Below are 25,745 nucleotides of genomic sequence, written 5' to 3'. Positions count from 1 at the left end.
CCGCGAGTGGCAAAACAATGGCTTTTTGCTGTGATGTAATCGACAAATGCCATCGCCGGTATCTCGAAATAACGCATCCCTTCCGACGAGAAATCATTAACGCCTTGAGTCAAACCTTTTAACGATAAACAATGTGTTACTTCGCATTTCCACTTGAGATTCATTCATGACTGCCCCCTACCGTTTTCTCGCCTGGCTGCTGTTGCCGGTGTTGATGTCGTGCAGCTTCAACCTGCTGGCTGCGACTGCCGAAGGCGCCCCGCAAGCCCTGCATCTGCTGGATTACATTGGTGCTGACTACCCACCGACGGTGGAGGCGGGCAAGGTTATCGATGAGTCTGAATACCGCGAACAGCTAGAGTTTCTCGGCGTTTTGCAGGGCTTGGTGGCTGAACTGCCGCAAAGGCCGGAGCGCGCGGAGCTGGTCAAGGGCGTCGACGAATTGTTAGCGGCTGTAACCGCTCATCAGGATGGCGCGACAGTCGCCCGCCAAGCCCGTCAGTTGGGCGCCAAGCTCGCGGTGGCGTATGAAGTCAGCCAGGCGCCGGCGATCACGCCAGACCCCGCGCGTGGCGCACCGCTCTATGCCCAGCATTGCTCGGTATGCCACGGCACTGCGGGCGCGGGTGATGGCCCAGCGTCCACAGGCATGACGCCGCCGCCCGCTAACCTGCGCGATGCCGTGCGCCTTGATCGCCTCAGCCTCTATGCGATCTACAACACGCTCGGCCTGGGCGTTGAAGGCACCGACATGCCGTCCTTCGCCGATCAGTTGGACGACCGTCAGCGCTGGGACTTGGCAACCTACATCGCCGGCTTCACGGCTGACCCGGCCGCGGCCAAAAGCGAACAACCGTTCAACCTGGCCGACCTGGCCCGCCAGACCCCCAATGAAGTGCTGGCGGCCAGTGGTCCGGGCGCGGCCGCGACGTTCCGCGCCCAGCGCGCGCAACCGCCGCAGGTCAAGCGTGGCCCGGCGCAGTTGCTCGATTACACCGCCAGCACACTGGACAAGAGCCTCGCCGCGTTCCGTAACGGTGATCACGAGCAAGCTTACGACTTGTCGGTGGCCGCGTACCTGGAAGGCTTCGAGCTGGTGGAAAGCTCGCTGGATAACGTCAATGCCAACGTGCGCAAGGACACCGAGAAAGCCCTGATGGCGTACCGGCAGTCGTTGCAGGACGGCCTGCCGATCGAGCAGGTGCAACAGCGCCTGGACGTGGCCAAGGGCAAACTCACCGAATCTGCCGGCTTGCTGGGCAGCGATGGCTTGAGCTGGTCGTTGAGCTACATCTCCGGCTTGCTGATCCTGTTGCGTGAAGGCCTGGAAGCGATTCTGGTGCTGGCGGCGATCCTGGCGTTCCTGCGTAACACCGGCCAACAGTCGGCGGTGCGCAGCGTGAACGTCGGCTGGGGCCTGGCGCTGTTGGCCGGCCTGGCGACCTGGGCATTGGCGGCGTATGTGATTGACGTCAGCGGCGCCCAGCGCGAATTGCTTGAAGGCTGTACGGCGTTGTTCGCCAGCGTGATGGTGTTGTGGCTGGGCGTGTGGATGCACGACCGACGCCACGCAGCGGCTTGGCAGGATTACATCAAGAGCAGCCTGGTGGGCGGCGGCGGGCGATTTGGCTTTGCGGTGCTGGCGTTCTTCTCGGTGTACCGCGAGTTGTTCGAAGTGATCCTGTTCTACGAAACCCTGTGGCTGCAAGCCGGCCCCGCCGGGCACAACGCGGTACTGGCGGGCGGCGCCACGGCGCTGGTGTTGCTGGTGGGCCTGGCGTGGGTAATCCTGCGCGGTTCGGCGAAGCTGCCATTGGCGTTGTTCTTTGGCATCAACGCGGCGCTGCTGTGTGCCTTGTCGGTGGTGTTCGCCGGGCATGGCGTCAAAGCGTTGCAGGAGGCGGGCATTTTCGGCACGCGGCCGGTGGCGTTCTTTGACTTCGACTGGCTGGGCATCCACGCCGATGCCTACTCATTGAGTGCGCAGGCGGTGGCGATCCTGGCGATTGTGGTGCTGTACGGCCGCAGCCGCCTGACTGAAAAACGCCGCGTGGCGGCCTAACCATGCGCGTATGGATCGATGCCGATGCCTGCCCACGGGCGGCCAAGGACCAAGTGGTGAAGTTCGCCCTCAAGCGCGAGTTCGAGGTGGTGCTGGTGGCGGGGCAGAGCCAGATCAAGCCGAGTTTCGCCTGTGTAAAGCTGATTGTGGTGCCCAGCGGCCCAGATGCGGCGGATGACTACCTGGTGGAGCACGCGGTGCCTGGGGAGTTGGTGATCTGCAGCGACGTGCCCCTGGCCGACCGCCTGGTGAAGAAGGGCGTGACGGCCCTCGACCCACGCGGTAAGGAATTCAGCCCGGCGAACATGAGCGAACGGTTGGCGGTGCGTAACCTGTTTACCGATCTGCGTGAGCAGGGCCAGATGGGCGGCGGCCCACCGCCCCATGGGGAAAAGGATAAGCAGGCTTTTGCCAATGCGCTGGACAGGATACTGACCAAGTTGATGCGCCAGGCCTGACCTCTTGTGAGCAGGCTTTTGTGGCGGGCTTTTCGTGGCAAGCCCGCTAGCCACAACATAAGTGTTCGGCGACCCGATCAATCATTCTCGTGGGTCAATTCCAACACCCGATCCACCAGTTTGTTGATGCCTGACGCCACTTCACTGATGCTCTTGCCGAGCATGTAGGCCGGGGTGCTCACCAGTTTGCGTGCCTTGTCCTCGACAATATCCTCAACCCCGCATTCCTGGTGGGTGGCGCCCATCTTGTCCAGGGCAGCGGCGGTGTCGGCGCAATTGCCGATGGTGCAGGTGACGCCGGGGCCGTAGATCTTCGCGGCGAGTGCTGGCGAGATACAGATCAGCCCCACCGGCTTGCCCGCTTCAGCAAACGCTTCAGCCAGCGCCAGCACCTGCGGGTTGACGCTGCAACCGGCGCCTTCCACGGCAAAGTTCGACAGGTTCTTCGCCGCGCCAAACCCGCCGGGCACGATCAGCGCATCGAAGTCTTCGGCGCTGGCCTCACGGATGTCCTTCACGTCACCCCGGGCGATGCGCGCCGATTCGACCAGCACATTGCGCGACTCAGGCATTTCCTCGCCGGTGAGGTGGTTGATCACGTGGTGTTGAGCGATATCCGGCGCAAAGCATTGAACCTGGGCGCCACGCTGGTCCAGGCGCAGCAAGGTGATGACGCTTTCGTGTATCTCTGCACCGTCGTACACGCCACAGCCGGAAAGGATCACTGCAACTTTTTTGCTCATGAGTATTTCTCCCTATTTCATGGCGTTAAATGTCTACTAATTTGTCACCTGTTGCCAATGGGATCTTGCTCCGCTACACCTAATCTTGATGTAACAAAAATAGACCGGACTAGCCCATGGACTTCGTGCCTTACGCGGTACCGTTTTTCATCGCCTTGATCGTGGTTGAGCTGCTCGCCGACCACTGGCGCGGCGAGCGCAACTACCGGGTGGCGGACGCCATCAACAGCCTCAGCACCGGCGTGCTCTCGACCACCACGGGGCTGCTGACCAAAGGCGTGGGCCTGCTGACCTACGCGTTCGCCCTCAAGCACCTAGCACTGATCGAACTGCCTGCCCAGAGCGTGTGGACCTGGGTGTTCGCCTTCGTCTTCTACGACTTCTGCTACTACTGGCTGCATCGCTGCGGCCATGAGCGCAATATTCTGTGGGCCGCGCACTCGGTGCATCACCAGAGTGAGGACTACAACCTGACCACCGCTTTGCGCCAGACCAGCACCGGCTTTCTGCTGAGCTGGATCTTCTACTTGCCTCTGGCCGTGGTGGGCGTGCCGCTGGTGGTGTTTATCAGCGTGGCGTCGCTCAATCTGCTGTATCAATTCTGGGTGCACACCCGCCATGTGCCCAAGCTCGGCTGGTTCGAGTGGTTCTTCGTCACACCGTCCAATCATCGGGCCCACCATGCACAGAACGCTCTCTACATGGATCGCAACTACGGCGGGGTGTTCATTATTTGGGACCGCCTGTTCGGCAGTTTCCAGGAAGAAGACGATAACGAACCGGTGATCTTTGGCGTCACCACGCCTTTAGCCAGTTGGAACCCGCTGTGGGCCAACCTGCAGTTTTATGCGCAGTTATGGAGTGACGCACGACGTACCGAGAGCGGGTGGGACAAGCTGCGCATCTGGTTCATGCGCACCGGCTGGCGCCCGGCAGACGTTAAAGCCAAATACCCGCTGGCTAAGCCTGACTTGAGCCAGTTCCGCAAATTCGAAGTGCCGTTGGACGCGCGCCAGCAGGTCTACATCGCCCTGCAATTTGCAGCGTATGTGGGGTTTGGCAGTTATCTGATGAATTTTGGCGAAGGGCTGTCTACGGCGGCGCTGATCCTGGGCTGGAGTGCGATGGCGTTGGGGTTGTTTACGCTGGGCGTGGCCCTGGAGAACCGCCCTTGGGCGCTAAAGGCTGAGCTGGTGCGCCTGGGGCTGAATGTGCCGCTGGTGTGGCTGGCGCCGGCGGTCGGGCTGTGGCCGGCCAGCAACTTAGGCTGGCTGGGCCTGGTGAGTTACAGCTTGCTCAGCGTGATCGGCCTCTACTGTTGCAGAGACCGGCTTACTCGATTGGCGTCTTAGGCGCCTCGACCGCCTCGACCGCGGCGGGCTCGGCGGCGAGCCGGGCTTTTGCATCTTCGCAGGCCTGGCGGGCAATGCGTGCGTTTTTGAAGCGGCGACGCAGCCACAGGCCTAAGCCCAGCAGCAGTAGCGCGCCCAACACCCACAGCTCATATTTCTTGATGCTGCCCAGCATGCCTTCCAATACCGCGCCAAAATGGTACGCCGCAGCGCCAAGCGCTGCCGCCCACACCGCTGCGCCAATGCCGTTCAGCACCAAATAGCGCAAAGGCGGGTAACCGGACAAGCCAATCGCCACAGGCATGACGGTGCGCAGACCATAGACGAACCTGAAGCTCAGCACCCAGATGTCCGGATGCTTACGGATATGTTCCAGCGCTTTGTCGCCCATCAATTGCCAGCGCGGCTTGCGCGCCAGCAGTTTGCGGCCGTGCTTGCGCCCCATGAAGTACCACAGCTGGTCGCCGGCGTAGCTGCCACAAAAGGCAACGACCACGACCAGATTGATATCCATGTATCCACGGAACGCCAAGAAGCCTGCGAGAACCAGGATGGTCTCGCCTTCAAAGAACGTGCCCAAGAAGAGCGCAAAGTAGCCGAAGTCATGCAGAAATTGTTGAAGCATGGTCTGGGGTGCTGGCGAAATGAACGCGCAGCCTACGCCTTCGTGAACATTCATGAAAGTATCGAGATGTGTCACGAAGTGAACAATTCCTACATAAACGACGAATGCGACTACAGGTCGCATCGATAAGCACAACTGTCATTCCTTCGTCATAATGGCCGCTTATAACTGCAACGCTCGCCCGTAAACGCGGGCTCAGGAGTCTGTCGTGAGCTTTACCCCTGCCAATCGCCTGTTCCCTGCCACCCGCCTGCGCCGTAACCGTCGTGATGATTTTTCTCGCCGCCTGGTCCGTGAAAACGTGCTGACGACGAATGATCTGATCCTGCCGGTGTTTGTGCTGGACGGTGAAAATCGTCGGGAAGCAGTGGCGTCGATGCCGGGTGTGGAGCGTTTGACCATTGATCAGTTGCTGATCGAGGCGGCGAACTGGGTCGAACTGGGGATCCCGGCGGTTGCGCTGTTTCCGGTGACGCCGTCTGAACTCAAGTCGCTTGATGCTGCGCAAGCCTGGAACCCGCAAGGTATCGCTCAGCGCGCCACCCGCGCCTTGCGCGAGCGTTTCCCGGAACTGGGGGTGATCACCGACGTGGCGCTGGACCCGTTCACCACCCACGGCCAAGATGGCATTCTTGACGAAGACGGCTATGTTCAAAACGACATTACCGTCGATGCGCTGGTTAAACAGGCGTTGTCCCACGCAGCCGCAGGCGCCCAGGTCGTCGCGCCGTCGGACATGATGGATGGCCGCATCCAGGCGATTCGCGAAGCCCTGGAGCTGGCCGGTTACGTTAACGTACGGATCATGGCCTACTCGGCCAAGTACGCCAGCGCCTATTACGGCCCGTTCCGCGATGCGGTGGGCTCGGCGCTGAACCTGGGCAAGGCCAACAAGGCCTCGTACCAGATGGACCCGGCCAACAGCCATGAAGCCCTGCACGAAGTGGCGGCCGACCTGGCCGAAGGTGCCGACATGGTGATGGTCAAGCCTGGGATGCCTTACCTGGACATCCTTTATCGGGTCAAAGAGGAATTCAAGGTGCCGACCTTTGTCTATCAGGTCAGCGGTGAATACGCCATGCACATGGCCGCGATCCAGAATGGTTGGTTGAGTGAAGGGGTGATCCTCGAATCCCTGACTGCCTTTAAACGTGCTGGCGCTGATGGCATCCTGACCTACTTCGCCGCCCGCGCTGCCCAATTGCTTAGAGAGCAACAATAGCCCTCACAGGAACACTCGATGAATACCGAAGGACTCTCAGAAGTTGCCGTAAAAGACGCTCACCCGGTGGTGGAACAAGTCACCGAGACCCCGCCGGAGCTGGAGCCCGCAGCGCCTGCGGTAGTGGCCGAAGCCCCGGCGCCAGCCCCGGTGGTCGCGGTGACCAACCTGGATGACAGCAGCCTGTACATCCACCGCGAGCTGTCACAACTGCAATTCAACATTCGCGTGCTCGAGCAGGCGCTGGATGAGTCCTATCCGCTGCTGGAGCGGCTGAAATTCTTGCTGATCTTCTCCAGCAACCTGGACGAGTTCTTCGAGATCCGTGTCGCCGGCCTCAAGAAGCAAATTACCTTCGCCCGCGAACAAGCCGGCGCCGACGGCCTGCAGCCGCATCAAGCCCTGGCGCGCATCAGCGAGCTGGTGCACGGCCATGTAGACCGCCAATACGCGATCCTCAACGACATCCTGCTGCCGGAGCTGGAAAAACATCAGGTCCGCTTCATCCGTCGTCGCCACTGGACCACCAAGATCAAGACCTGGGTGCGCCGTTACTTCCGTGACGAGATTTCACCGATCATCACCCCGATCGGCCTCGACCCGACGCACCCGTTCCCGCTGCTGGTAAACAAGAGCCTGAACTTCATCGTCGAGCTGGAAGGCATTGACGCCTTCGGTCGCGACTCGGGCCTGGCGATCATCCCGGCGCCGCGGTTGTTGCCACGGATCATCAAGGTACCGGAAGAGGTGGGTGGCGCTGGCGACAACTATGTATTCCTGTCATCGATGATCCACGCGCATGCCGATGACCTGTTCCAGGGCATGAAGGTAAAAGGCTGCTACCAGTTCCGCCTGACCCGTAACGCCGACTTGGCACTGGACTCCGAAGACGTCGAAGACTTGGCCCGCGCCCTGCGCGGTGAGCTGTTCTCGCGCCGCTACGGTGACGCAGTGCGCCTGGAAGTGGCCGATACCTGCCCTAAACACCTGTCCGACTACCTGCTCAAGCAGTTCAACCTGGCTGAGTCCGAGTTGTACCAGGTCAATGGCCCGGTGAACCTGACGCGCCTGTTCAGCATTACCAGCCTGGACAGCCACCCGGAACTGCAATACACGCCGTTCACGCCGCAGATCCCGAAACTGCTGCAAAACAGCGAGAACATCTTCAGCGTGGTGAGCAAGCAGGACATTCTGCTGTTGCACCCCTTCGAGTCCTTTACCCCGGTGGTCGACCTGCTGCGCCAGGCCGCCAAAGACCCGCATGTATTGGCCGTGCGCCAGACCCTGTACCGCTCCGGCGCCAACTCAGAAATCGTCGATGCGCTGGTAGACGCCGCGCGTAACGGTAAGGAAGTCACCGCGGTGATCGAGTTGCGTGCGCGGTTTGACGAAGAGTCCAACCTGCAATTGGCCAGCCGCCTGCAGGCAGCCGGTGCGGTGGTGATCTACGGCGTGGTCGGCTTCAAGACCCACGCCAAGATGATGCTGATCCTGCGTCGCGAAGCCGGTGAGATCGTGCGTTACGCGCACTTGGGTACCGGTAACTACCACGCCGGTAACGCCAAGCTCTACACCGACTACAGCCTGTTGACCTCCGACGATGCCTTGTGTGAAGACGTCGGCAAGTTGTTCAGCCAGTTGATCGGCATGGGCAAGACCTTGCGCATGAAGAAGCTGCTGCACGCGCCGTTCACGCTCAAGAAGGGCATGCTCGACATGATTGCCCGCGAAACCCAGTTCGCCCTCGACGGCAAACCGGCGCACATCATTGCCAAGTTCAACTCGCTGACCGATCCGAAGATCATCCGCGCGCTGTACAAGGCCAGCCAGTCCGGTGTGCGCATCGACCTGGTGGTGCGCGGCATGTGCTGCCTGCGCCCAGGTATTGTCGGCGTGTCGCATAACATCCATGTGCGCTCGATCATCGGCCGCTTCCTGGAGCACACGCGGGTGTTCTACTTCCTCAACGGCGGCGAAGAGCAGATGTTCCTCTCCAGTGCCGACTGGATGGAGCGCAACCTCGATAAGCGGGTGGAGACGTGCTTCCCGGTGGAAGGCAAGAAGCTGATCATGCGCGTCAAGAAAGAGCTGGAAAGCTACCTGACCGACAACACCCACAGCTGGAGCCTGCAATCGGACGGCCGTTACGTGCGTAACACCCCGACCGGCAACCAGAACCCACGCAGTGCGCAGGCGACGTTGCTGGAGAAGCTGGGTAGCCCGATTCTTGTGGTGAATTAAGGCTGTACCTGGCACCCAAAAAATGGCCCTTTAGAGGGCCATTTTTATTTGCACTTTTGAGTGATGGGCAGGGCAGTGGTGGCAAGCCCGCTCGTCACAACAAGCCCGTCTGCCACGATAGCCATCAGCGCCCGGGTTAGCGCAGGTTTAATGTGAACCCCACCCGCGTCAGCCACTCCGCTTCCTGGGCGAAGTCCGCCTGGGTCAGTTGGTTTTCATCGAGCCAGCCTTTGGGGAACACCACGTCCAGGCTGTCGCCGTTGGCGCGCAGGGCCACCTGGGGCATTTCCTGGGTGCCACGGATGTGGTGGAACAGGATCGCAAAGCGCAGCAGCACGCACAGGCGGATCAGCTTGCTGCCCTCGCTGCCGAAGTCGGCAAACTTGTCCTTGGGGATGTTGCGGCGATGGCCGCGCACCAGCAGGGCGAGCATCTGTTGGTCTTCGCGGGAGAAGCCGGCGAGGTCCGAGTGCTCGATCAGGTAGGCGCCATGCTTGTGGTAATGGTAGTGGGCGATGTCCAGGCCCACTTCATGCACCTTGGCGGCCCAGCCGAGCAGCTCGCGCCAGACGCCGTCTTCCAGGTCCCAGTCTTCGGCTACTTGGTCGAAAGCATGCAGGGCTTTGCGTTCCACGCGCGCGGCTTGTTCCAGGTCGACGTGATAACGCTCCATCAACGAGCTGAGGGTGCGCTCACGCACGTCTTCATGGTGATGGCGGCCCAGCAGGTCGTAGAGCACGCCTTCGCGCAGGGCGCCGTCGCAGTGGTCCATGCGTTGCAATTCGAGTGCGTCGAAGATCGCCTCGAGGATCGCCAGGCCGGCCGGAAAGATGGTGCGACGGTCGGGCTTGATACCGTCGAAATCGATTTTCTCTGCATCGCCCAGCTTGAACAGCTTGCGCTTGAGCCACGCCAGGCCTTCGGCGTTGACCTCACCGGTGCCATGGCCGCCAGCTTTCAGCGCCAGGCCAATAGCGCGAATGGTGCCGGACGAGCCGATGGCCTCATCCCAGGTCAGGCGGTGCAGGGCGTGCTCGATGCTCATGATTTCCAGGCGCGCGGCCGTGTAGGCCTGGGCATAGCGCGCCGGGGTGATCTTGCCGTCCTTGAAATAACGTTGGGTGTAACTGACGCAACCCATCTGCAGGCTTTCGCGCAGCAGCGGTTCAAAACGCTGGCCGATGATGAATTCGGTACTGCCGCCACCGATGTCGGCCACCAGGCGCTTGCCGGGGGTGTCAGCCAGGGTGTGGGACACGCCGAGGTAGATCAGGCGTGCTTCTTCGCGGCCCGAGATGACTTCTACGGGGTGCCCGAGGATTTCCTCGGCGCGGCGGATGAATTCGCCGCGGTTGCGTGCTTCACGCAAGGCGTTGGTGCCGACGATTCGCACGGCGCCCAGGGGCATGCCGTTGATCAGTTGGGCAAAACGCTTGAGGCAATCGAGCCCGCGCTGCATGGATTCTTCATTGAGCTGGCGCTCGTCGTCGATCCCGGCAGCCAGTTGTACTTTTTCGCCGAGCCGCTCAAGGATGCGGATTTCGCCGTTCTGGGCCTTGGCCACGACCATGTGAAAGCTGTTGGAGCCCAGGTCGATGGCGGCGATCAGGGACAGATTCTTGGCTTGGGATTGCGGCATGGTTTGGGGGTCTCGGTCGATAACCCGACCATCGTGCCACGATCGACCGCCGCCGCCAACGCGTGTGCTTCAGTAATTTGCGTGATGCTGTCTGTGAGGAATTCTTGTGGGAAATGTAGGATTGTTTTGTAAGTGTGCGTTGAATGAGGTGTTCGATACTGTAGGGGGTTTTAACTGTCTACTGTTGCAAGGCGCCTTAATGTTTTTCCTACAGTGGAAGAGTCGATAGGGATCTTTATTGTTTTGCTCAGTACTACATTGTCGATGGGTTAAGGCGATTATTTGTTTTTACTATTCCCACAGTGACTGATGTGTTGTCTGATTCTTTAAGTCAGTGCCAAAGCGACAGACTGTCATCGGCAATTTTGCCTGGGTGGTATTTATTTATCGTCGTGCATGTCCCGGAAGATAGTTGTTAGGCGATGGAGTCGCCAAGGCGCAAATAAAAAACACCTGATAACTTATTTTAGTGACAGGATAAAAATGAAAAGAATTGTTGGATTGACTCTCGGTATCGCGTGCCTGACTGCAGCCTTGAGTGCTCAGGCAGCGGGCAGCGCCCAATTAAGCGTCAAGGGTACGATCAAACCTGCAGCCTGTAGTCTTAGCCTGACGGGCAACGGTGAGATCAACTACGGCACGATTCACTCCGGCGATTTGTCCCAGGCAGCGTTCACCCCGCTCGCAGAGAAGACCACTGGCTTTAACGTCAGGTGCGATGCGAAGAGCACGTTCGCAATCACCTTCTCCGATTTACAAATGGGCAGCAAGGTGACGAATATCCTGGGTGCGGGGTATAGCGAATCGCAAAACTTTGGTTTGGGGGCTGTAGGCGCCCAGCGCACCGGTGGCTATTCGGTCACTATCCGGGACCTGGTGGCGTCCGGTACAACCCTACAGCCAATCATGCGTAACAGCAGTGGTAACTCTTCCGCCCCGTGGCAGCTCAGTGATGGCAAAGTTGCACAACTCAGCCAGTACTCGTGGCGCTATGGTGCTGCCGTCGCACCCGCTTCTATTAGCCAGTTGACGGGCACTATTGCGGTGAAAGCGGTCATCAATAGGGCGGCGGATCTAAACTTGACCAACGAAGTCCGCCTTGATGGGCGCGCGACGATTGTATTGAATTACACCTAAGCAACGGAAAACAGCCGATCAAGAAACTAACACTTCCTGATGGGCTGTTTTTTTATGGGTGTTTGTCTGCCAATGGTCAGCTTTATCGGTTGCGGGGAACATTGAGTGCGTAATTGTTCAGTACTAAGTTGTGCCGTGTTGTTGAGTGCAAGTGCTTGTCTGTTATTTACTGCCGTTGCAGCGGCGGACGGCATGCAGCCTGAAACAACTGTGGTGGTGCTTTATGAAGAAGAAGGCGAAGCCACAATAAATGTTAAGAATACCGATGCAGGGCCGGCGTTGCTTCATTCGGTCGTGGAGAACGTGCCCGAAGACCTGGAGCTGCTACTGATCGTCACACCGCCCATCGCCCGTGTGGAGGCGGGAGACACGCAATTGGTGCGTTTCATCAGCACCTTGAAGGAGCCGCTCAAGACTCAACGGCTCAAGCGCGTTTCCTTCGAGGGCATTCCCCAGGCGCGCGCAGCGAAAGGCGCGACCATCGGTATCACCATTCGCCAGAACTTGCCGTTGATCCTGCACCCACAAGGCCTGCCTCGGCATAACACACCCTGGGAGTTGCTGAAGTGGAAACGCGTGGGGGAGCGTCTTACCGTTCATAACGACAGTGCCTATATCGTGCGCATGACGGCGGATGTGCAGCTGCTTCCACAAGGCGTCAACGCTGTGATGCCGCGTACTTACATCTTGCCGGGCGAGGCGCTGGCGGTGACAGTCGACAGCCCTTTGGGCAGTGTGGCTGAGGTCGAGATTCAGCCGGCTACTGTCTATGGGTTCGCAGTAGACAGGTATCGGGCCCCGATCAATGCCGATGAGGGTTGATCGACGCATGGCAAGCCCATCGAATAGGACCATCACGGCGTCTTTTTGGCTTGGCAGGCCGACGCTGCTCATGGGGTTTGCGACGCTGTGGGGGTTGCCCGGCCTTGTATCTGCGCAGGAGCTTGGTGAGGGGTTCGACCTTGCGGCACTGACAGCCCACGGTATCGACCCGAAGGTCTCCGATTACTTTCGCAACGCGGCGCGCTTTCGTGAGGGCGTCCAAGTGGTGGGGTTGCGCGTCAATGGCAACCCGCTTGGGCTGGTAGATGCACGGTTCGATCAAGAAGGCCGGTTATGTTTCACCCCTGGGTTTCTGGAAAAAGCCGGGCTGGTAACGCCTCGCGCAATCATTCAAGAGAACGCCACGCCGGACCAGGCCTGCCATGACTTCTTCGGGCAATTCCCGACGACGATGGTGAGGCTGCGTCCCGGCATTGACGAGGTGACGCTGGTAGTACCGACCCAGTCATTGCGTGATCCCCAGTGGGATGCGGGGCATTTCTCCAAAGGTGGGGCAGCGGCGTTGTTCAACTATGAAGTGCTGGGTTTCGACAGCCGTTCGCGCAGTGGGCCCAGCCGGTTCGTCTCCGCCTATACCGAGGCGGGTTTTAACCTTGATGACTGGATTGTTCGCAGCCGCCAGTTCTATGTGTCTGACAACGGTAAGGCCCGTACCGAACACCTCTACGCTTATGCACAGCGGGATATCGCCGCGCTGCAGTCGACTTTTCAGGTGGGCCAGATCTCCAGTAATAACCCACTGTTTGGCGGCGTGCAGTTGTCCGGCCTGCAGTTTTCCCCTGATGGGCAATCACGCACGCCTGCAGGCAGCAACAATGCCGTGGTGGAAGGGCTTGCGCAGAGCCAGTCACGCATTGAAGTTCGTCAGTCCGGCGTATTGGTCCACAGCACGCTAGTGCCCGAGGGCCCCTTCCGTTTGACGGGGCTGGCATTGCTCAATGGCACCAGTGACCTGGAGGTCAGCGTAATCGATGTGCGTGGCGCCAGGCGTAGCTTCGTGGTGCCGGCGGCTTCATTCGCGGGGGCTGTGCCGGCGGCACCGGGTTACTATTTTTCTGCCGGTAAGCTGCGCAAAAATGCGGGCGAAGAAGGCCCGACGCCGGTGGTTGCCATGGGCAGCGGCACCTGGGGGTTGGGTCGCGACTCGTCTGCAGGCTTTGGCTTGTTGAGTACCGATGACTACTGGGCGGCAGGCGGCACACTGAGCAGCATATTCTTCCAGCGGGTTTCCGTGGGCACACGGCAGAACTTGTCCAGAGACAGCAAAAATGCAGTGTCCGGGGTGCGTAGCAGTGTGTCGGTTAGCAGCCCGCTGGCCGCCAATATCGACGTCAGCCTCAGCGCAACGAACCAAACGCGGGGTTATCGCGAGGTACTTGAAGTCGGCCGGTCATACAGGGGCGATGAGCTCAATTCGCGTTTCAAGAACCAGTACACGGCAAGCGTGAGTTGGGCGGATGCCACGCTAGGCGTTTTCTCTGCGGGCTATACCCGCAGTTCTCAATTTGACGGGCAAACCGCCGAACATGTGTCGGCCTCGTGGAACACATCATTCAGTCGCGCTGATGTTGCATTGATTGCCGATGCGCAAGTAGGCGGCACGCAGTCTGGCCGCGACACCACGCTTGCCGGCCGGCGACGTGATAACAGTCAGGAGAATGACCTGTCCTTGCGGCTACAGGTCAGCGTGCCCCTGGGCGGGGACCGTCGCGTGAGCAGCTACACCAGTCGCCGTGGCGACCGGTTCACCGCGGGTGCAGCGCTCAGTGAGCGGGTCAATGAGTACGTGAATTACGAAGTAGGCGTCGAACGGGACATCAGGGCTCGGGAGCAATCTGTTCGCGGGAACGTGGACGTCCTGGCGCGTTATTCCCGCGTTGGCCTGGGTGTCAGCCGTGATCCGCTGGGCACCAACTACACAGGGCAGTTGCAAGGTGGCGTGGTGGCTCACGAAGGAGGGGTGACCTTCTCGCCTTATACCGTGCAGGACACATTCGGCATCGTCTCGGTAGGCGACATTGGCGCTGCAAAAGTCGAAACGCCCCAAGGCCCGGTGTGGACCGATTCCAGCGGGAAGGCGGTGATCGCCGGTTTGCCGGCCTACACCAACAGCCGAGTCGAGGTACAGACCCAGTCCTTGCCCAAGCGCGTGGACCTGAAAAACGGCACCCAGGTGCTCACTGCCGGGCGCGGTTCCTTTAATGCCGTGAATTTCGACGTAGTGAAAGTGCGCCGCGTATTGCTCACCGCGAATGATCAGCAGGGCCGACCATTGCCCCAGGGCGCCTCGGTGTTCGGTAAGAACAATCGCTTCCTGACCAGCGTGGTGGGTGAAGGCATGATTTTCCTCAACGACGTCGATGAGGCGCAAAGCCTGCGGGTTTCGTTGCCGGATTCTTCCACCTGCCTGTTGCGCATTGACCTCGAGACCCCGCCAGACAATGACAAGTTCTATGAAACCAACTCGGCGGTGTGCCATGGCCAATAAGCTTAAGAACCTACCTTTGGCGTTGCTCTGCACAGTGCTGGCAGTGCCTGACGCTTGGGCCGAAAACTGTCGGTTATCGCTGAGTCAGCCGCGCATCGACTATGGCGCTATACGCCGAGAAGCGCGCGTTGAAAGCGCCTCCTTGGTGCTCGGCACTCGCTCGTTGCGCCTGAGCGTTCTTTGCACTGAGCCTGCGGCCATAGCGCTGCGTTTTATCGGCATAGCGGCCGATGGGCAGGGTTTTCAGTTTGGTCGCCAGGGGCGTTTTCGCTTGACCCTCAAACACGCCCAGGTGGATGGGCATGCAGTCGGCTGGGTTGCTGCGCAGCTGCCCGGCGAGCCTGCCAGTGGGCAACTGCTGCCCGGCCAGACGTTGATGGCGCGAATAGCAGGGATGCCCTTGGTAGGCCGGCAATTGACCGCCCAAGTTGATATCGACACCGAACTGCCCGCCGACGCCTTGCACGTGCGCGACGAGACGCGCCTGGAAGGGCTGGGCAGTTTCGAGCTGGTCAGCCCGGCTGTTCCACCGAGCCAATGAAGTTGGCAAGTTCCGGCGTTCTGGGGTTGGCGAACAAGGTCTTGGGATCGCCCACTTCATGCACCTTGCCTTGGTGCATAAACACCAGCTTGTCGCCGACTTCCCGGGCAAAACGCATTTCGTGGGTCACCATGATCAAGGTCATGCCGTCTTTTGCCAGTTGGCGCACCACACTGAGCACTTCATTGACCAATTCCGGGTCCAGGGCCGAGGTGATTTCGTCGCACAGCAGCACCTTGGGTGACATGGCCAGTGCACGCGCAATGGCCACGCGTTGCTGCTGGCCGCCGGACAGGCGATCCGGGAAGGCGTCGAACTTCTCGCCCAGCCCCACGCGTTCCAGCATCTGCCTGGCAAGCTGTGCGGCTTTGGCCTTGGGCACTTTCTGCACCACTTGCGGCGCGAGCATGACGTTTTCGCCCACTGTCAGGTGTGGGAACAGGTTGAACTGCTGGAACACCATGCCGACCTTCTGCCGCAGGCTGCGCAGGTCGGCGCGCGCGGCGTCAAGGTACTCGCCGTCGACTTCGATCACGCCGTCGTTAATCGATTCCAGGCCATTGAGGGTTCGCAGCAACGTGGATTTGCCCGAGCCACTGCGGCCGATGATCGCCACCACCTGGCCTTCATCCACCGTCAGGTCGATGCCCTTGAGTACGTGGTGGTCGCCGTAATACTTATGCAGGGCAGAAATTCTAAGCAGAGGCATGCAGTCTCCTTTCCAGGTAGCGGGCACTGAGGGACAAGGGGTAGCAGAGCAAAAAGTAACCGAGGGCCACCAAGCCGTAGACCATAAAGGGCTCGAAGGTGGCATTGGCGAGCATGCCGCCGGTCTTGGTCAGTTCGGTAAAACCGATAATCGAGGTCACGGCGGTGCCTTTGACCACTTGCACCGAGAACCCCACGGTAGGCGCCACGGCAATGCGCAGGGCTTGGGGCAGGATCACGTAGCGCAGTTGTTCAAGCGGGTTGAGGGCCAGGCTGGCCGACGCTTCCCATTGCCCGTGGGCGATGGATTCGACGCAGCCGCGCCAGATCTCGGCCAGGTAAGCGCTGGTAAACAGGGTCAAGGCAACTGCCGCCGCCAGCCAGGGCGAGATATCCACCCCCAGCAGGGCAATGCCGAAAAACACCAGGAACAGCTGCATCAACAGCGGCGTGCCCTGGAACAGTTCGATATAGGTGCGCGCAACATTACGCGGGAAGGCTTTGCGGCTGATGCGCATCGTCATCACCAGCAAGCCGATCAGACCGCCGCCGATAAACGCTACCAACGATAGCAACAGCGTCCATTGCAGGCCGGTGGCCAGGTTGCGCACGATGTCCCAGAACGAAAAATCACTCATCGGCTGTTCCTCATCACAAACCGGCGGCCAATCCAGTTGAGCAACTGGCGAATCATCAACGCCATGCACAGGTACACCAGCGTGGTCAGTGCGTAGGTTTCAAAGGCGCGGAAGTTACGCGACTGAATAAAGTTGGCGGCAAAGCTCAGCTCTTCGGTGGCGATCTGCGAACACACCGCCGAGCCGAGCATCACGATGATGATCTGGCTGCTCAGCGCCGGCCACACTTTGCCCAGCGCCGGCAGCAGCACCACGTGGCGGAACGCCTCGAAACGCGTCATCGCCAAGGCGGCAGCGGCTTCCAGCTGGCCGCGCGGGATGGCCTGGATGCCGGCGCGGATGATCTCGGTGGAATAGGCCCCCAGGTTGATCACCATCGCCAGCACGGCGGCTTGCCATTCGGTGATTTTCAGCCCCAGGGACGGCAGGCCGAAGAAGATGAAAAACAACTGCACCAGGAACGGCGTGTTGCGGATCAACTCGACATACACACCGAAGAACCAGGCGAACGGCTGGATCTTCCACGCCCGCACCACGGCGCCGACGGTGCCCAGGGCCACCCCCAATATCGCGCCGATGACCGTCAGCTCAAGCGTGAACAGCGCGCCGCGCAACAGCAGGTCGGTATTGGCCAGCACGGGCATAAAGTCGAATTGATAGGCCATCAATCAGCTCCATTGCTTCAAAGATCAGCAGGCAGCGGCTCTTTAAGCCACTGCATTGCATTCTTTTCCAGGCTGCCGTCGGCCTTGGCCGCCACCAGGATCTGGTTGACCTTCTCCAGCAGCGCCGGCTCGTTCTTGTTCACGCCCACGTACACCGGCGAGTCCTTGAGTTTCACTTTCAGCGCCGGTACGCGTTTTGGGTTGCGCTCACTGATCGCCACCATCACCACGTTACCGCTGGCGATCAGGTCGACCTGGCCGGCCAGGTAGGCGGCGATGGTCGAGTTGTTGTCTTCAAAGCGCTTGATGGTGGCTTCCTTGGGCGCAACAGCGGTCAGCTCGATGTCTTCAATGGCGCCACGGGTCACGCTGATGGTCTTGCCCTTGAGGTCGTCGGTGCTGCTGATGGCGGCGTCAGGTGGGCCGAACACGGCCAGGTAGAACGGCGCGTAGGCCTTGGAGAAATCGATGACCTTTTCCCGCTCGGGGTTCTTGCCCAGGCTGGAAATCACCAGGTCGACCTTGCCGGTGGTGAGGAACGGAATACGGTTGGTGCTGTTGACCGGGGTCAGCTCCAGCTTGACCTTGAGTTGGTCGGCCAGCAGCTTGGCCGTGTCGATGTCCAGGCCGCGGGGCTTCATGTCGGGGCCGACCGAGCCGAACGGCGGGAAGTCCTGAGGCACGGCGACCTTGAGGGTGCCACGGGCGACGATATCGTCCAGACCATTGGCCTGGGCGGGTGCCTGGCTCAGCATCAGGCTGGCAAACAGGGCAGTGAGCAGGGCGCTGTAGCGCTTGGTCATGGCAACTCTCCGAAAAAGGCGAAGGGGTTTTCTGACTTTGCTCAGTGCACAGCCCATGCCATCACTGTCTGAATCGTCCGCGAAGCCGGTATTTGTTGAGCTGCAGTGGTCTTACTGGTCTGAACAGTGCTTAGGCTTTTCGCACCCTTTTCGAGCGTCGACAAAACCGTGCGAGCCCCTTTGGGGCGTGGCTTGCCGCCAGCCGCGAATAGCTTTACAACTACTCGCTACGTTGACTGCAACCTTGAGTTTTTTATGAATTCCATCGCCCAAGCCGTACCGGAAGCGGCCCTGCAGGCCATCCGCAAACTGATCAAGGAACAGGGCTTCGCAGCGGGCGATGCGTTGCCGTCCCAGCGCGACCTGGCGGTGCAGTTGGGCGTCAGCCGGGCGTCGTTGCGCGAGGCGTTATCGTCTCTGAGTGCCTTGGGCGTGGTCAGCGTGCAGCCCGGCAAAGGTGTGTTTGTGCAGGCGGCCGACGAGTCTCCGGGGTTTGCCTGGCCGTTCGCAGCCCAGGCCACGCCGCTGGATATCTTCCAGTTGCGCTATGCCTTGGAAGGGTTTGCTGCGGGGCTGGCTGCCGTGACGCTGACGGTCGAGGAGCTGGATGGCCTGCAAGATAATGTCGAGGCCATGCGCAAGGTGCTCAAGGCCGGCGACTTTGAAGCCGCCGCCCGGCTGGACTTCGAATTTCACCAGCGGATCCTGCTGGCCAGCGGTAACCAGGCGATGGTGAGCATCCTGAGTGCCAGCGCCGAGGTGTTCCTGGAGAGCCAGAAGCTACCGTTCATCCGGCCGGAACGGGCGATGGAAACCTGGCAGGAGCACCGCAAGATCCTGCGCGCGCTGGCCCGCCGCGCCAGCGCGGCGGCACAGAAAACCATGCAGGAACACGTGCGCAATGCGGCATTGCGCACGGGCATCGCGTTCGTCACGCCCGTGTCGCCCTGAGGTGGGCTATACCCAAACTCATGCACGGTCATAGCAAGACTCAATTAGAGGCGGCTTCCTGAACGAGGGAAGGGCAGCTATGATGGGCAACGTTTTTTTTGCTTACAATCCGGAGACATCCATGAGCAACGATCTTATCAAGCACGTCACCGACGCGACCTTTGAGGCCGAAGTACTCAAGGCTGCTGGCCCGGTGCTGGTTGACTACTGGGCTGAATGGTGCGGCCCTTGCAAAATGATCGCTCCGGTTCTGGACGACATTGCAACCACCTACGAAGGCAAGGTAACCATTGCCAAGCTGAACATCGACGACAACCAGGATACCCCGCTCAAGCACGGCGTGCGTGGTATCCCGACGCTGATGCTGTTCAAGAACGGCAACGTCGAAGCCACTAAAGTGGGCGCGTTGTCGAAGTCTCAGTTGCAAGCTTTCCTCGACGCGAACATCTAAGCGTCGTCAAAAAAGCCCCGCAAAATAGCGGGGCTTTTTCGTGAAACAGGGCTAGACGCTCCGAAACTCAGGTGGTACATTCGGCCCCGCACTGGTTTCTCCACTGCCCCCTGCAAGCCGTCGCCGACGCATTCCTTTTCGATTAGTACGCGATCCTGTCGCCTTCTCTGCGGCGCGGCCTCATTAAGCCAAAAGCTTAATTTTCCCCCCTCCATAAATGATTACGTCATTCCTATATGAATCTGACTGAACTCAAGCAAAAGCCGATTACCGACCTGCTCCAACTGGCCGAAGAAATGGGCATAGAAAATATGGCCCGTTCGCGCAAGCAGGACGTGATTTTCTCCCTGCTCAAAAAGCACGCGAAAAGCGGCGAGGAAATCTCCGGTGATGGCGTGCTGGAGATTCTCCAGGACGGCTTCGGCTTCCTCCGCTCCGCTGACGCTTCCTATCTCGCCGGCCCAGACGACATCTACGTCTCGCCGAGCCAGATCCGTCGCTTCAACTTGCGCACCGGTGACACCATCGTTGGCAAGATCCGTCCTCCGAAGGAAGGTGAGCGTTATTTCGCCCTGCTCAAGGTCGACACGATCAACTTCGATCGCCCCGAGAACGCGAAAAACAAGATTCTCTTTGAGAACCTGACGCCGCTGTTCCCGACCGTGCGCATGAAGATGGAAGCCGGTAACGGTTCCACCGAAGACTTGACCGGTCGTGTCATCGACCTGTGCGCCCCGATCGGTAAAGGCCAGCGCGGCCTGATCGTCGCACCGCCGAAAGCCGGTAAGACCATCATGCTGCAGAACATTGCAGCGAACATCGCCCGTAACAATCCTGAAGTTCACCTGATCGTGCTGTTGATCGATGAGCGTCCGGAAGAAGTAACCGAAATGCAGCGCACCGTGCGCGGCGAAGTGGTTGCCTCGACGTTCGATGAGCCGCCAACCCGCCACGTGCAGGTTGCCGAAATGGTGATCGAGAAGGCCAAGCGTCTGGTTGAGCACAAGAAAGACGTGGTGATCCTGCTCGACTCCATCACCCGTCTGGCCCGTGCCTACAACACCGTGATCCCGAGCTCCGGCAAGGTCCTCACCGGTGGTGTCGATGCCCACGCCCTGGAGAAACCAAAGCGTTTCTTCGGCGCCGCGCGGAACATCGAAGAAGGCGGCTCGCTGACCATTATCGCCACCGCGCTGGTTGAAACCGGCTCGAAGATGGACGAAGTGATCTACGAAGAGTTCAAGGGTACCGGCAACATGGAACTGCCTCTGGACCGCCGTATCGCGGAAAAGCGTGTGTTCCCTGCGATCAACATCAACCGCTCCGGCACCCGCCGCGAAGAGTTGCTGACCGCCGACGACGAACTGCAGCGCATGTGGATCCTGCGCAAGCTGCTGCACCCGATGGACGAAGTCGCCGCCATCGAGTTCTTGCTCGACAAGCTGAAAGCCACCAAGACCAACGACGAGTTCTTCTTGTCGATGAAGCGTAAGTAATACGACGCTTCAGGTCCGAAAAATGGCGCCCTTTGGGGCGCCATTTTTTTTGCGCTGAAAAAAGGGAGGTTTGCACGGCAGGAGTGTCAGTAAAGAAACAAAAAGGGTAAGTGCGCCTACGCTTGCCTCCATCTGTATCAGAACTGACTACGATTTATGACTGCGCTTGCTTACCGAAGAGACATTGACGGCCTGCGTGCCATCGCTGTCCTGGCTGTTGTGCTTTTCCACTTTGGGGTTCCAGGCGTTACCGGCGGCTTTGTCGGCGTTGATGTGTTCTTTGTGATTTCAGGTTTCCTGATCACCTCGATCATCTGGCGCGAACGCGAAACCGGGCGTTTCAGTTTCCTCGATTTTTGGGCTCGACGCGCCCGGCGTATCCTGCCGGCGCTGATTGTCATGATGCTGGCGTCATTGGTGGTCGGCTGGTTTCTGATGGCGCCCAAGGACTACGAAGAGTTGGGGCGCTCGATTCACAATCAGGCGATTTTCATCTCTAACCTGTTCTTCATGCGTCAGGACGGCTACTTCGATACGGCCTCCGACATGAAGCCGATGCTGCATACCTGGTCGCTGTCGGTTGAAGAGCAGTTCTACATCGCATTTCCGCTGCTGCTGGTGTTGCTGTCGAGCCGGCTGAAGCAATGGCGTGGTGCTTTGTTTGTGCTGTTGCTGGTTTCATTTGCGGCGAGCGTGTGGGCGGTCTCTCATGAGCCTGAAAAGGCCTTTTTCCTGTTGCCTATGCGCGCCTGGGAGTTGTTGGCAGGCGCCATGCTGGCCGTCTTGCCGGTGCGTACTCAACGCGTAAGCCCGAGGCTGGCCCAGGCTGTCAGCCTGATCGGCCTGGGCCTGATTCTAGTGGCGGTATTGGGTTATGACGCCGACACGGCCTTCCCTGGGGCCACGGCCCTATTGCCGGTGTTGGGTGTGGTGGGCCTGATTTGGGCCAACGGCCAACACACGACGCTGGTCGGGCGGTTGCTGGGCAGTCGTGTATTGGTGGGCATAGGGCTGATTTCCTATTCCTGGTACCTGTGGCACTGGCCGGTGCTGGTGTTTGGCAAGTACGCCAGTATCTTTGGCCTGGCGCCCTGGGAGCTGACGGCGCTGTTCTTCTTGAGCCTGTTACTGGGTTATGGGTCCTGGCGGTTTGTCGAGGGGCCGTTTCGTGAGCGGCGCCTTTTAGCGGGGAGCCGGTCGGTCCTGGTTGCGGGTGTCATGGCCCTCGTAGGCCTGGGCCTGGCCGGCAAAGGCCTGGTCTGGTCGGATGGGTTTGCAGAGCGCTTGTCACCCCAAGCACTGCAGTTTGCCCAGGCGCATACTTGGAGCCCTAAGCTCATGAGTTGCCTGGGCGATGACAAGAAAAACACTCACCGTGAACCTTGCCATTTTGGCCCGCAAACGAGCGCGGCGCGGGCCCTGGTATGGGGTGACAGCCATGCCTCGGCGCTCATTCCGGCGCTAAGCGACGCTTCGAGCAGGTACGACTTCAGCATCACCCAGGCCGGTTACGCCGGTTGCCTGCCTTTCTACAGAAAAGAAAACACGCCCGGATGCAGAGCCTTCAACGAGCACGTCACCCAACTGCTGAGCCGCGAGCAGTTCAGTGATGTGGTGCTGGTCGCGCGTTGGAGCCTTTACGTTTATGGAGAGCGTTCCGGTGATACGGGCGCGTCCATTCATGACCCGGCGACCGGGAAGTATGACCGCGCCATCGCTCAACAACTGTTTGCCGACGGTTTGAGTGCGTTGGTGCAGCAAATTCGGGCCAGTGGCCACCGGGTATGGCTGGTCAAGGAAGTGCCGCTGCAGGACTTCAACGTCCCTTATCGGCTCGCCCGCTTGGCGATGTTGGGGCGCCCAACCGATAAAGAAGGCTTGCCACTGGCCGAACATCTGGAGCGCCAGGCTTATATAAGCCGCGTGTTTGAGCGAATCGCGGCGGCGGATTCAGGGGTTCGAGTTCTGGATCCGGCGCCTAAGCTGTGTGATGTGAACGGCTGGTGTCGGGTCGAGCTTGATGGCCACTCGCTCTATACCGATGACAACCACCTATCAATCGCGGGCTCGCGGCTTGTTGAGGGGTTCCTTGAACCCTTCTTCCACGCGCTGCGCAACACATCCACTGAATCAGATGTGAGTCGCACTGACGTGCAATAAGCTGTCAGCGCTCTTAAGAGCAGGTAGGATGTACGCCTATTTTACGGGTGGCATGGTTAATGAAATTCAAGGATCTTCGGGATTTCGTGCAGCAACTTGAGCAGCGCGGAGAGTTGAAACGCATCCAGGTGCCGGTTTCCCCGGTACTGGAAATGACTGAGATTTGCGACCGTACCCTGCGCAACAAGGGCCCGGCGCTGCTGTTCGAAAAACCGACCGGCTTTGATATCCCGGTGCTCGGCAACCTGTTCGGCACCCCGGATCGCGTCGCCTTCGGCATGGGCGCTGAATCGGTCAGCGAACTGCGCGAGATCGGCAAGCTGCTGGCCTTTCTCAAGGAGCCCGAGCCACCCAAGGGCCTGAAGGACGCCTGGTCGAAGCTGCCGATCTTCCGCAAGATCATTGCCATGGCGCCTAAAGTGGTCAAAGACGCCGTGTGCCAGGAAGTGGTCATCGAAGGCGATGACGTCGACCTGGCCATGCTCCCGGTGCAAACCTGCTGGCCCGGCGATGTCGGCCCGCTGATCACCTGGGGCCTGACCGTTACCAAAGGCCCGAACAAGGATCGTCAGAACCTCGGCATCTACCGTCAGCAAGTGATTGGCCGCAACAAGGTCATCATGCGCTGGTTGAGCCACCGTGGCGGCGCCCTGGACTTCCGTGAATGGTGCGAAAAGCACCCCGGCAAGCCATTCCCGGTGTCCGTGGCCTTGGGCGCTGACCCGGCGACCATCCTCGGCGCCGTTACGCCTGTGCCCGACAGCCTGTCCGAATACGCCTTCGCCGGCCTGTTGCGCGGCAACCGTACCGAACTGGTGAAGTGCCGCGGCAACGACCTGCAAGTGCCGGCCACTGCGGAAATCATCCTCGAAGGTGTGATTCATCCGGGCGAAATGGCCGATGAAGGCCCTTACGGCGACCACACCGGCTACTACAACGAAGTCGACAGCTTCCCGGTGTTCACCGTCGAGCGCATCACCCACCGAATCAAACCGATCTATCACAGCACCTACACCGGCCGCCCGCCGGATGAGCCGGCCATTCTCGGCGTGGCACTCAACGAAGTGTTCGTGCCGATCCTGCAAAAGCAGTTCCCGGAGATCACCGACTTCTACCTGCCGCCCGAAGGCTGCTCGTACCGCATGGCCATCGTGACCATGAAGAAGTCGTACCCAGGCCATGCCAAGCGGGTAATGCTCGGTGTGTGGTCGTTTTTACGACAGTTCATGTACACCAAGTTCGTTATCGTCACCGACGACGACATCAATGCACGGGACTGGAACGACGTGATTTGGGCCATCACCACGCGCATGGACCCCAAGCGCGACACGGTGATGATCGACAACACGCCGATCGACTACCTCGACTTCGCTTCGCCGGTGTCGGGCCTGGGCTCGAAGATGGGCCTGGATGCTACCCACAAATGGCCGGGTGAAACCACTCGCGAGTGGGGCCGGGTGATCGTCAAGGATGAAGCCGTGACTGCTCGTGTCGATGCGATGTGGAAAGAATTGGGAATAGATTGATGCGTGTAACCCTGCAACCTTCCGGCGCGGTACTGGAACTTGTCCCTGGCGAGCGAATCCTCGAAGGCGCGCGCCGCCTGGGCTACGAGTGCCCGCAAGCGTGCCGCAATGGTGTGTGTCATGTGTGCGCGGCATTGCTGGTGGAAGGCCGGGTGCAGCAAGCCGGTGAGGTGCGTGACCATGGTGAGTTCTACACCTGCATCGCCGAGCCGCTGGAAGATTGCATCGTGTTATGGGATGGCGTGTTGGCGCCGGGAGAGTTGCCGTTGCGCAAGTTGTCGTGCCAATTGAGTGAGTGCGTGGAAGTCGGTGGCGATGTATGGCGCGTGCGCTTGCGGGCTCCGGCCGGCAAAGCAGTGCGTTACCACGCCGGGCAATACCTGATGATCGAGCGGGAGAATGGCGAAAAGTCGGCGTTCTCCCTGGCCTCGGCGCCCCACGCCGGGCGTGAGCTGGAGTTGCATGTGCTGGTCCGCGAGGACAGCGCCCGCAGCCTGATTGAGCAACTGCAGCGTAATCAGATGGCCCGTATCGAGCTGCCGTTTGGTGATACCCACCTGGCCGAGCTGCCAGACGGGCCGTTGGTGCTGATCGCCGCCGGCACCGGCATGGCGCAAATGCACAGCCTGATTGAGCATTGTCGCGCCTCTGGCTTCAAACACCCGGTGCACCTGTACTGGGGCGTGCGTCGCCCGGAAGACTTCTACGAAATCGAGCACTGGGACCAATGGAAGCAACTGCCTAACTTGTTCCTGCACAAAGTCGTCAGCGACCTGTGCGGTTGGGAAGGGCGTTGCGGGTTGCTGCATGAAGCAGTGTGCGAAGACATCAGCGACCTCAAGGCCGTGCACGTCTACGCCAGTGGTTCACCGGCGATGATCTACGGCACCTTGGATGCGCTGGTCGATGCTGGCATGGACGCGCACCAGATGCGCGCCGATGTCTTCGCCTACGCGCCGCGCCCTTAATGTGGGGCTGGCTCGCATGCAGCAGCCA

The 25,745-nt window shown here is 60.0% G+C and carries 22 protein-coding genes; 15 read left to right on the top strand and 7 right to left on the bottom strand.

Annotation, left to right across the window (positions count from 1 at the left end):
- The first annotated feature begins 166 nt into the window (after positions 1-166).
- Both GJU48_RS23755 and GJU48_RS23750 read left to right on the top strand, forming a co-directional pair.
- Positions 167-2,062: an FTR1 family protein gene (locus GJU48_RS23755; protein ID WP_094948770.1), complete on the top strand. Its 1,896-nt coding sequence runs from the start codon at positions 167-169 to the stop codon at positions 2,060-2,062.
- 2 nt (positions 2,063-2,064) lie between these two features.
- Positions 2,065-2,520 (top strand): YaiI/YqxD family protein, encoded by a 456-nt coding sequence (locus GJU48_RS23750; RefSeq protein WP_094948771.1) that lies wholly within the window; start codon positions 2,065-2,067, stop codon positions 2,518-2,520.
- Positions 2,521-2,597: 77 nt separating this feature from the next.
- Here the strand turns inward: GJU48_RS23750 and elbB are convergent, their stop codons facing one another.
- On the bottom strand, positions 2,598-3,263 hold the full coding sequence (gene elbB, locus GJU48_RS23745) for an isoprenoid biosynthesis glyoxalase ElbB (protein WP_094948772.1): 666 nt from the start codon (positions 3,261-3,263) through the stop codon (positions 2,598-2,600).
- 116 nt (positions 3,264-3,379) lie between these two features.
- Between elbB and GJU48_RS23740 the strand changes: the two genes are divergently transcribed.
- Complete coding sequence (locus tag GJU48_RS23740; protein ID WP_094948773.1) at positions 3,380-4,615, top strand: sterol desaturase family protein; 1,236 nt, start codon at positions 3,380-3,382, stop codon at positions 4,613-4,615.
- Here the strand turns inward: GJU48_RS23740 and GJU48_RS23735 are convergent.
- Complete coding sequence (locus GJU48_RS23735; protein WP_094948835.1) at positions 4,596-5,240, bottom strand: DedA family protein; 645 nt, start codon at positions 5,238-5,240, stop codon at positions 4,596-4,598. The genes GJU48_RS23740 and GJU48_RS23735 overlap by 20 nt on opposite strands.
- Before the next feature lie 208 nt (positions 5,241-5,448).
- Between GJU48_RS23735 and hemB the strand changes: the two genes are divergently transcribed.
- Entirely contained in the window at positions 5,449-6,462 is a 1,014-nt protein-coding gene (gene hemB / locus GJU48_RS23730; protein ID WP_094948774.1) for a porphobilinogen synthase, read from the top strand.
- 18 nt (positions 6,463-6,480) lie between these two features.
- Positions 6,481-8,703 carry a polyphosphate kinase 1 gene (gene ppk1 / locus GJU48_RS23725; RefSeq protein WP_094948775.1) on the top strand — a complete coding sequence of 741 codons (2,223 nt, stop codon included), beginning with the start codon at positions 6,481-6,483 and terminating at the stop codon, positions 8,701-8,703.
- 136 nt (positions 8,704-8,839) lie between these two features.
- Here the strand turns inward: ppk1 and ppx are convergent, their stop codons facing one another.
- Positions 8,840-10,342: an exopolyphosphatase gene (ppx, locus tag GJU48_RS23720; protein WP_094948776.1), complete on the bottom strand. Its 1,503-nt coding sequence runs from the start codon at positions 10,340-10,342 to the stop codon at positions 8,840-8,842.
- A gap of 483 nt (positions 10,343-10,825) precedes the next feature.
- Here ppx and GJU48_RS23715 point away from each other — a divergent pair, with 483 nt between their 5' ends.
- From GJU48_RS23715 to GJU48_RS23700, 4 genes are all read left to right on the top strand, one after another.
- Complete coding sequence (locus GJU48_RS23715) at positions 10,826-11,479, top strand: DUF1120 domain-containing protein (protein WP_094948777.1); 654 nt, start codon at positions 10,826-10,828, stop codon at positions 11,477-11,479.
- 135 nt (positions 11,480-11,614) lie between these two features.
- Positions 11,615-12,301, top strand: a complete 687-nt coding sequence (locus GJU48_RS23710; RefSeq protein ID WP_256589191.1) for a fimbria/pilus chaperone family protein — start codon at positions 11,615-11,617, stop codon at positions 12,299-12,301.
- 7 nt (positions 12,302-12,308) lie between these two features.
- Positions 12,309-14,810 carry a fimbria/pilus outer membrane usher protein gene (locus tag GJU48_RS23705; RefSeq protein WP_094948779.1) on the top strand — a complete coding sequence of 834 codons (2,502 nt, stop codon included), beginning with the start codon at positions 12,309-12,311 and terminating at the stop codon, positions 14,808-14,810.
- Positions 14,800-15,351, top strand: a complete 552-nt coding sequence (locus tag GJU48_RS23700; RefSeq protein ID WP_094948780.1) for a DUF1120 domain-containing protein — start codon at positions 14,800-14,802, stop codon at positions 15,349-15,351. The genes GJU48_RS23705 and GJU48_RS23700 overlap by 11 nt, the downstream gene beginning before the upstream one ends.
- On the opposite strand, the gene GJU48_RS23695 is transcribed toward GJU48_RS23700, so the two are convergent.
- Genes GJU48_RS23695 through GJU48_RS23680 form a run of 4 tightly spaced genes read right to left on the bottom strand, consistent with a single transcriptional unit; the run spans position 15,323 to position 18,165 of the window.
- Positions 15,323-16,060 (bottom strand): amino acid ABC transporter ATP-binding protein, encoded by a 738-nt coding sequence (locus GJU48_RS23695; RefSeq protein WP_094948781.1) that lies wholly within the window; start codon positions 16,058-16,060, stop codon positions 15,323-15,325. The two genes, GJU48_RS23700 and GJU48_RS23695, sit on opposite strands and share 29 nt — an antisense overlap.
- Positions 16,047-16,697 carry an amino acid ABC transporter permease gene (locus GJU48_RS23690; protein ID WP_094948782.1) on the bottom strand — a complete coding sequence of 217 codons (651 nt, stop codon included), beginning with the start codon at positions 16,695-16,697 and terminating at the stop codon, positions 16,047-16,049. The genes GJU48_RS23695 and GJU48_RS23690 overlap by 14 nt, the downstream gene beginning before the upstream one ends.
- Positions 16,694-17,362, bottom strand: coding sequence for an amino acid ABC transporter permease (locus GJU48_RS23685; RefSeq protein WP_094948783.1), 669 nt, complete (start codon positions 17,360-17,362; stop codon positions 16,694-16,696). Before GJU48_RS23685 ends, GJU48_RS23690 begins: the two co-directional genes overlap by 4 nt.
- Positions 17,363-17,379: 17 nt before the next feature.
- On the bottom strand, positions 17,380-18,165 hold the full coding sequence (locus tag GJU48_RS23680) for a transporter substrate-binding domain-containing protein (protein WP_017530859.1): 786 nt from the start codon (positions 18,163-18,165) through the stop codon (positions 17,380-17,382).
- 255 nt (positions 18,166-18,420) lie between these two features.
- Between GJU48_RS23680 and GJU48_RS23675 the strand changes: the two genes are divergently transcribed.
- The 6 genes from GJU48_RS23675 (at position 18,421) to GJU48_RS23650 (ending at position 25,717) form a co-directional block, all read left to right on the top strand.
- Positions 18,421-19,116 carry a FadR/GntR family transcriptional regulator gene (locus GJU48_RS23675; protein WP_094948784.1) on the top strand — a complete coding sequence of 232 codons (696 nt, stop codon included), beginning with the start codon at positions 18,421-18,423 and terminating at the stop codon, positions 19,114-19,116.
- Between the two features lie 121 nt (positions 19,117-19,237).
- Positions 19,238-19,567 (top strand): thioredoxin TrxA, encoded by a 330-nt coding sequence (trxA, locus tag GJU48_RS23670; protein WP_094948836.1) that lies wholly within the window; start codon positions 19,238-19,240, stop codon positions 19,565-19,567.
- Between the two features lie 236 nt (positions 19,568-19,803).
- Entirely contained in the window at positions 19,804-21,063 is a 1,260-nt protein-coding gene (rho, locus tag GJU48_RS23665; RefSeq protein WP_094948786.1) for a transcription termination factor Rho, read from the top strand.
- 156 nt (positions 21,064-21,219) lie between these two features.
- A complete protein-coding gene (locus tag GJU48_RS23660; protein WP_094948787.1) occupies positions 21,220-23,223 on the top strand; it encodes an acyltransferase family protein in 2,004 nt (667 codons plus the stop codon).
- A 59-nt stretch (positions 23,224-23,282) separates the two neighbouring features.
- Positions 23,283-24,749, top strand: a complete 1,467-nt coding sequence (gene ubiD / locus GJU48_RS23655) for a 4-hydroxy-3-polyprenylbenzoate decarboxylase (RefSeq protein ID WP_094948788.1) — start codon at positions 23,283-23,285, stop codon at positions 24,747-24,749.
- Complete coding sequence (locus GJU48_RS23650) at positions 24,749-25,717, top strand: CDP-6-deoxy-delta-3,4-glucoseen reductase (RefSeq protein WP_094948789.1); 969 nt, start codon at positions 24,749-24,751, stop codon at positions 25,715-25,717. Before ubiD ends, GJU48_RS23650 begins: the two co-directional genes overlap by 1 nt.
- Positions 25,718-25,745 lie beyond the last annotated feature (28 nt).

It is taken from the genome of Pseudomonas sp. IB20 (assembly GCF_009707325.1).
Taxonomy (GTDB): Bacteria; Pseudomonadota; Gammaproteobacteria; order Pseudomonadales; family Pseudomonadaceae; genus Aquipseudomonas.
This window is presented reverse-complemented; position numbering and strand designations above follow the sequence as displayed.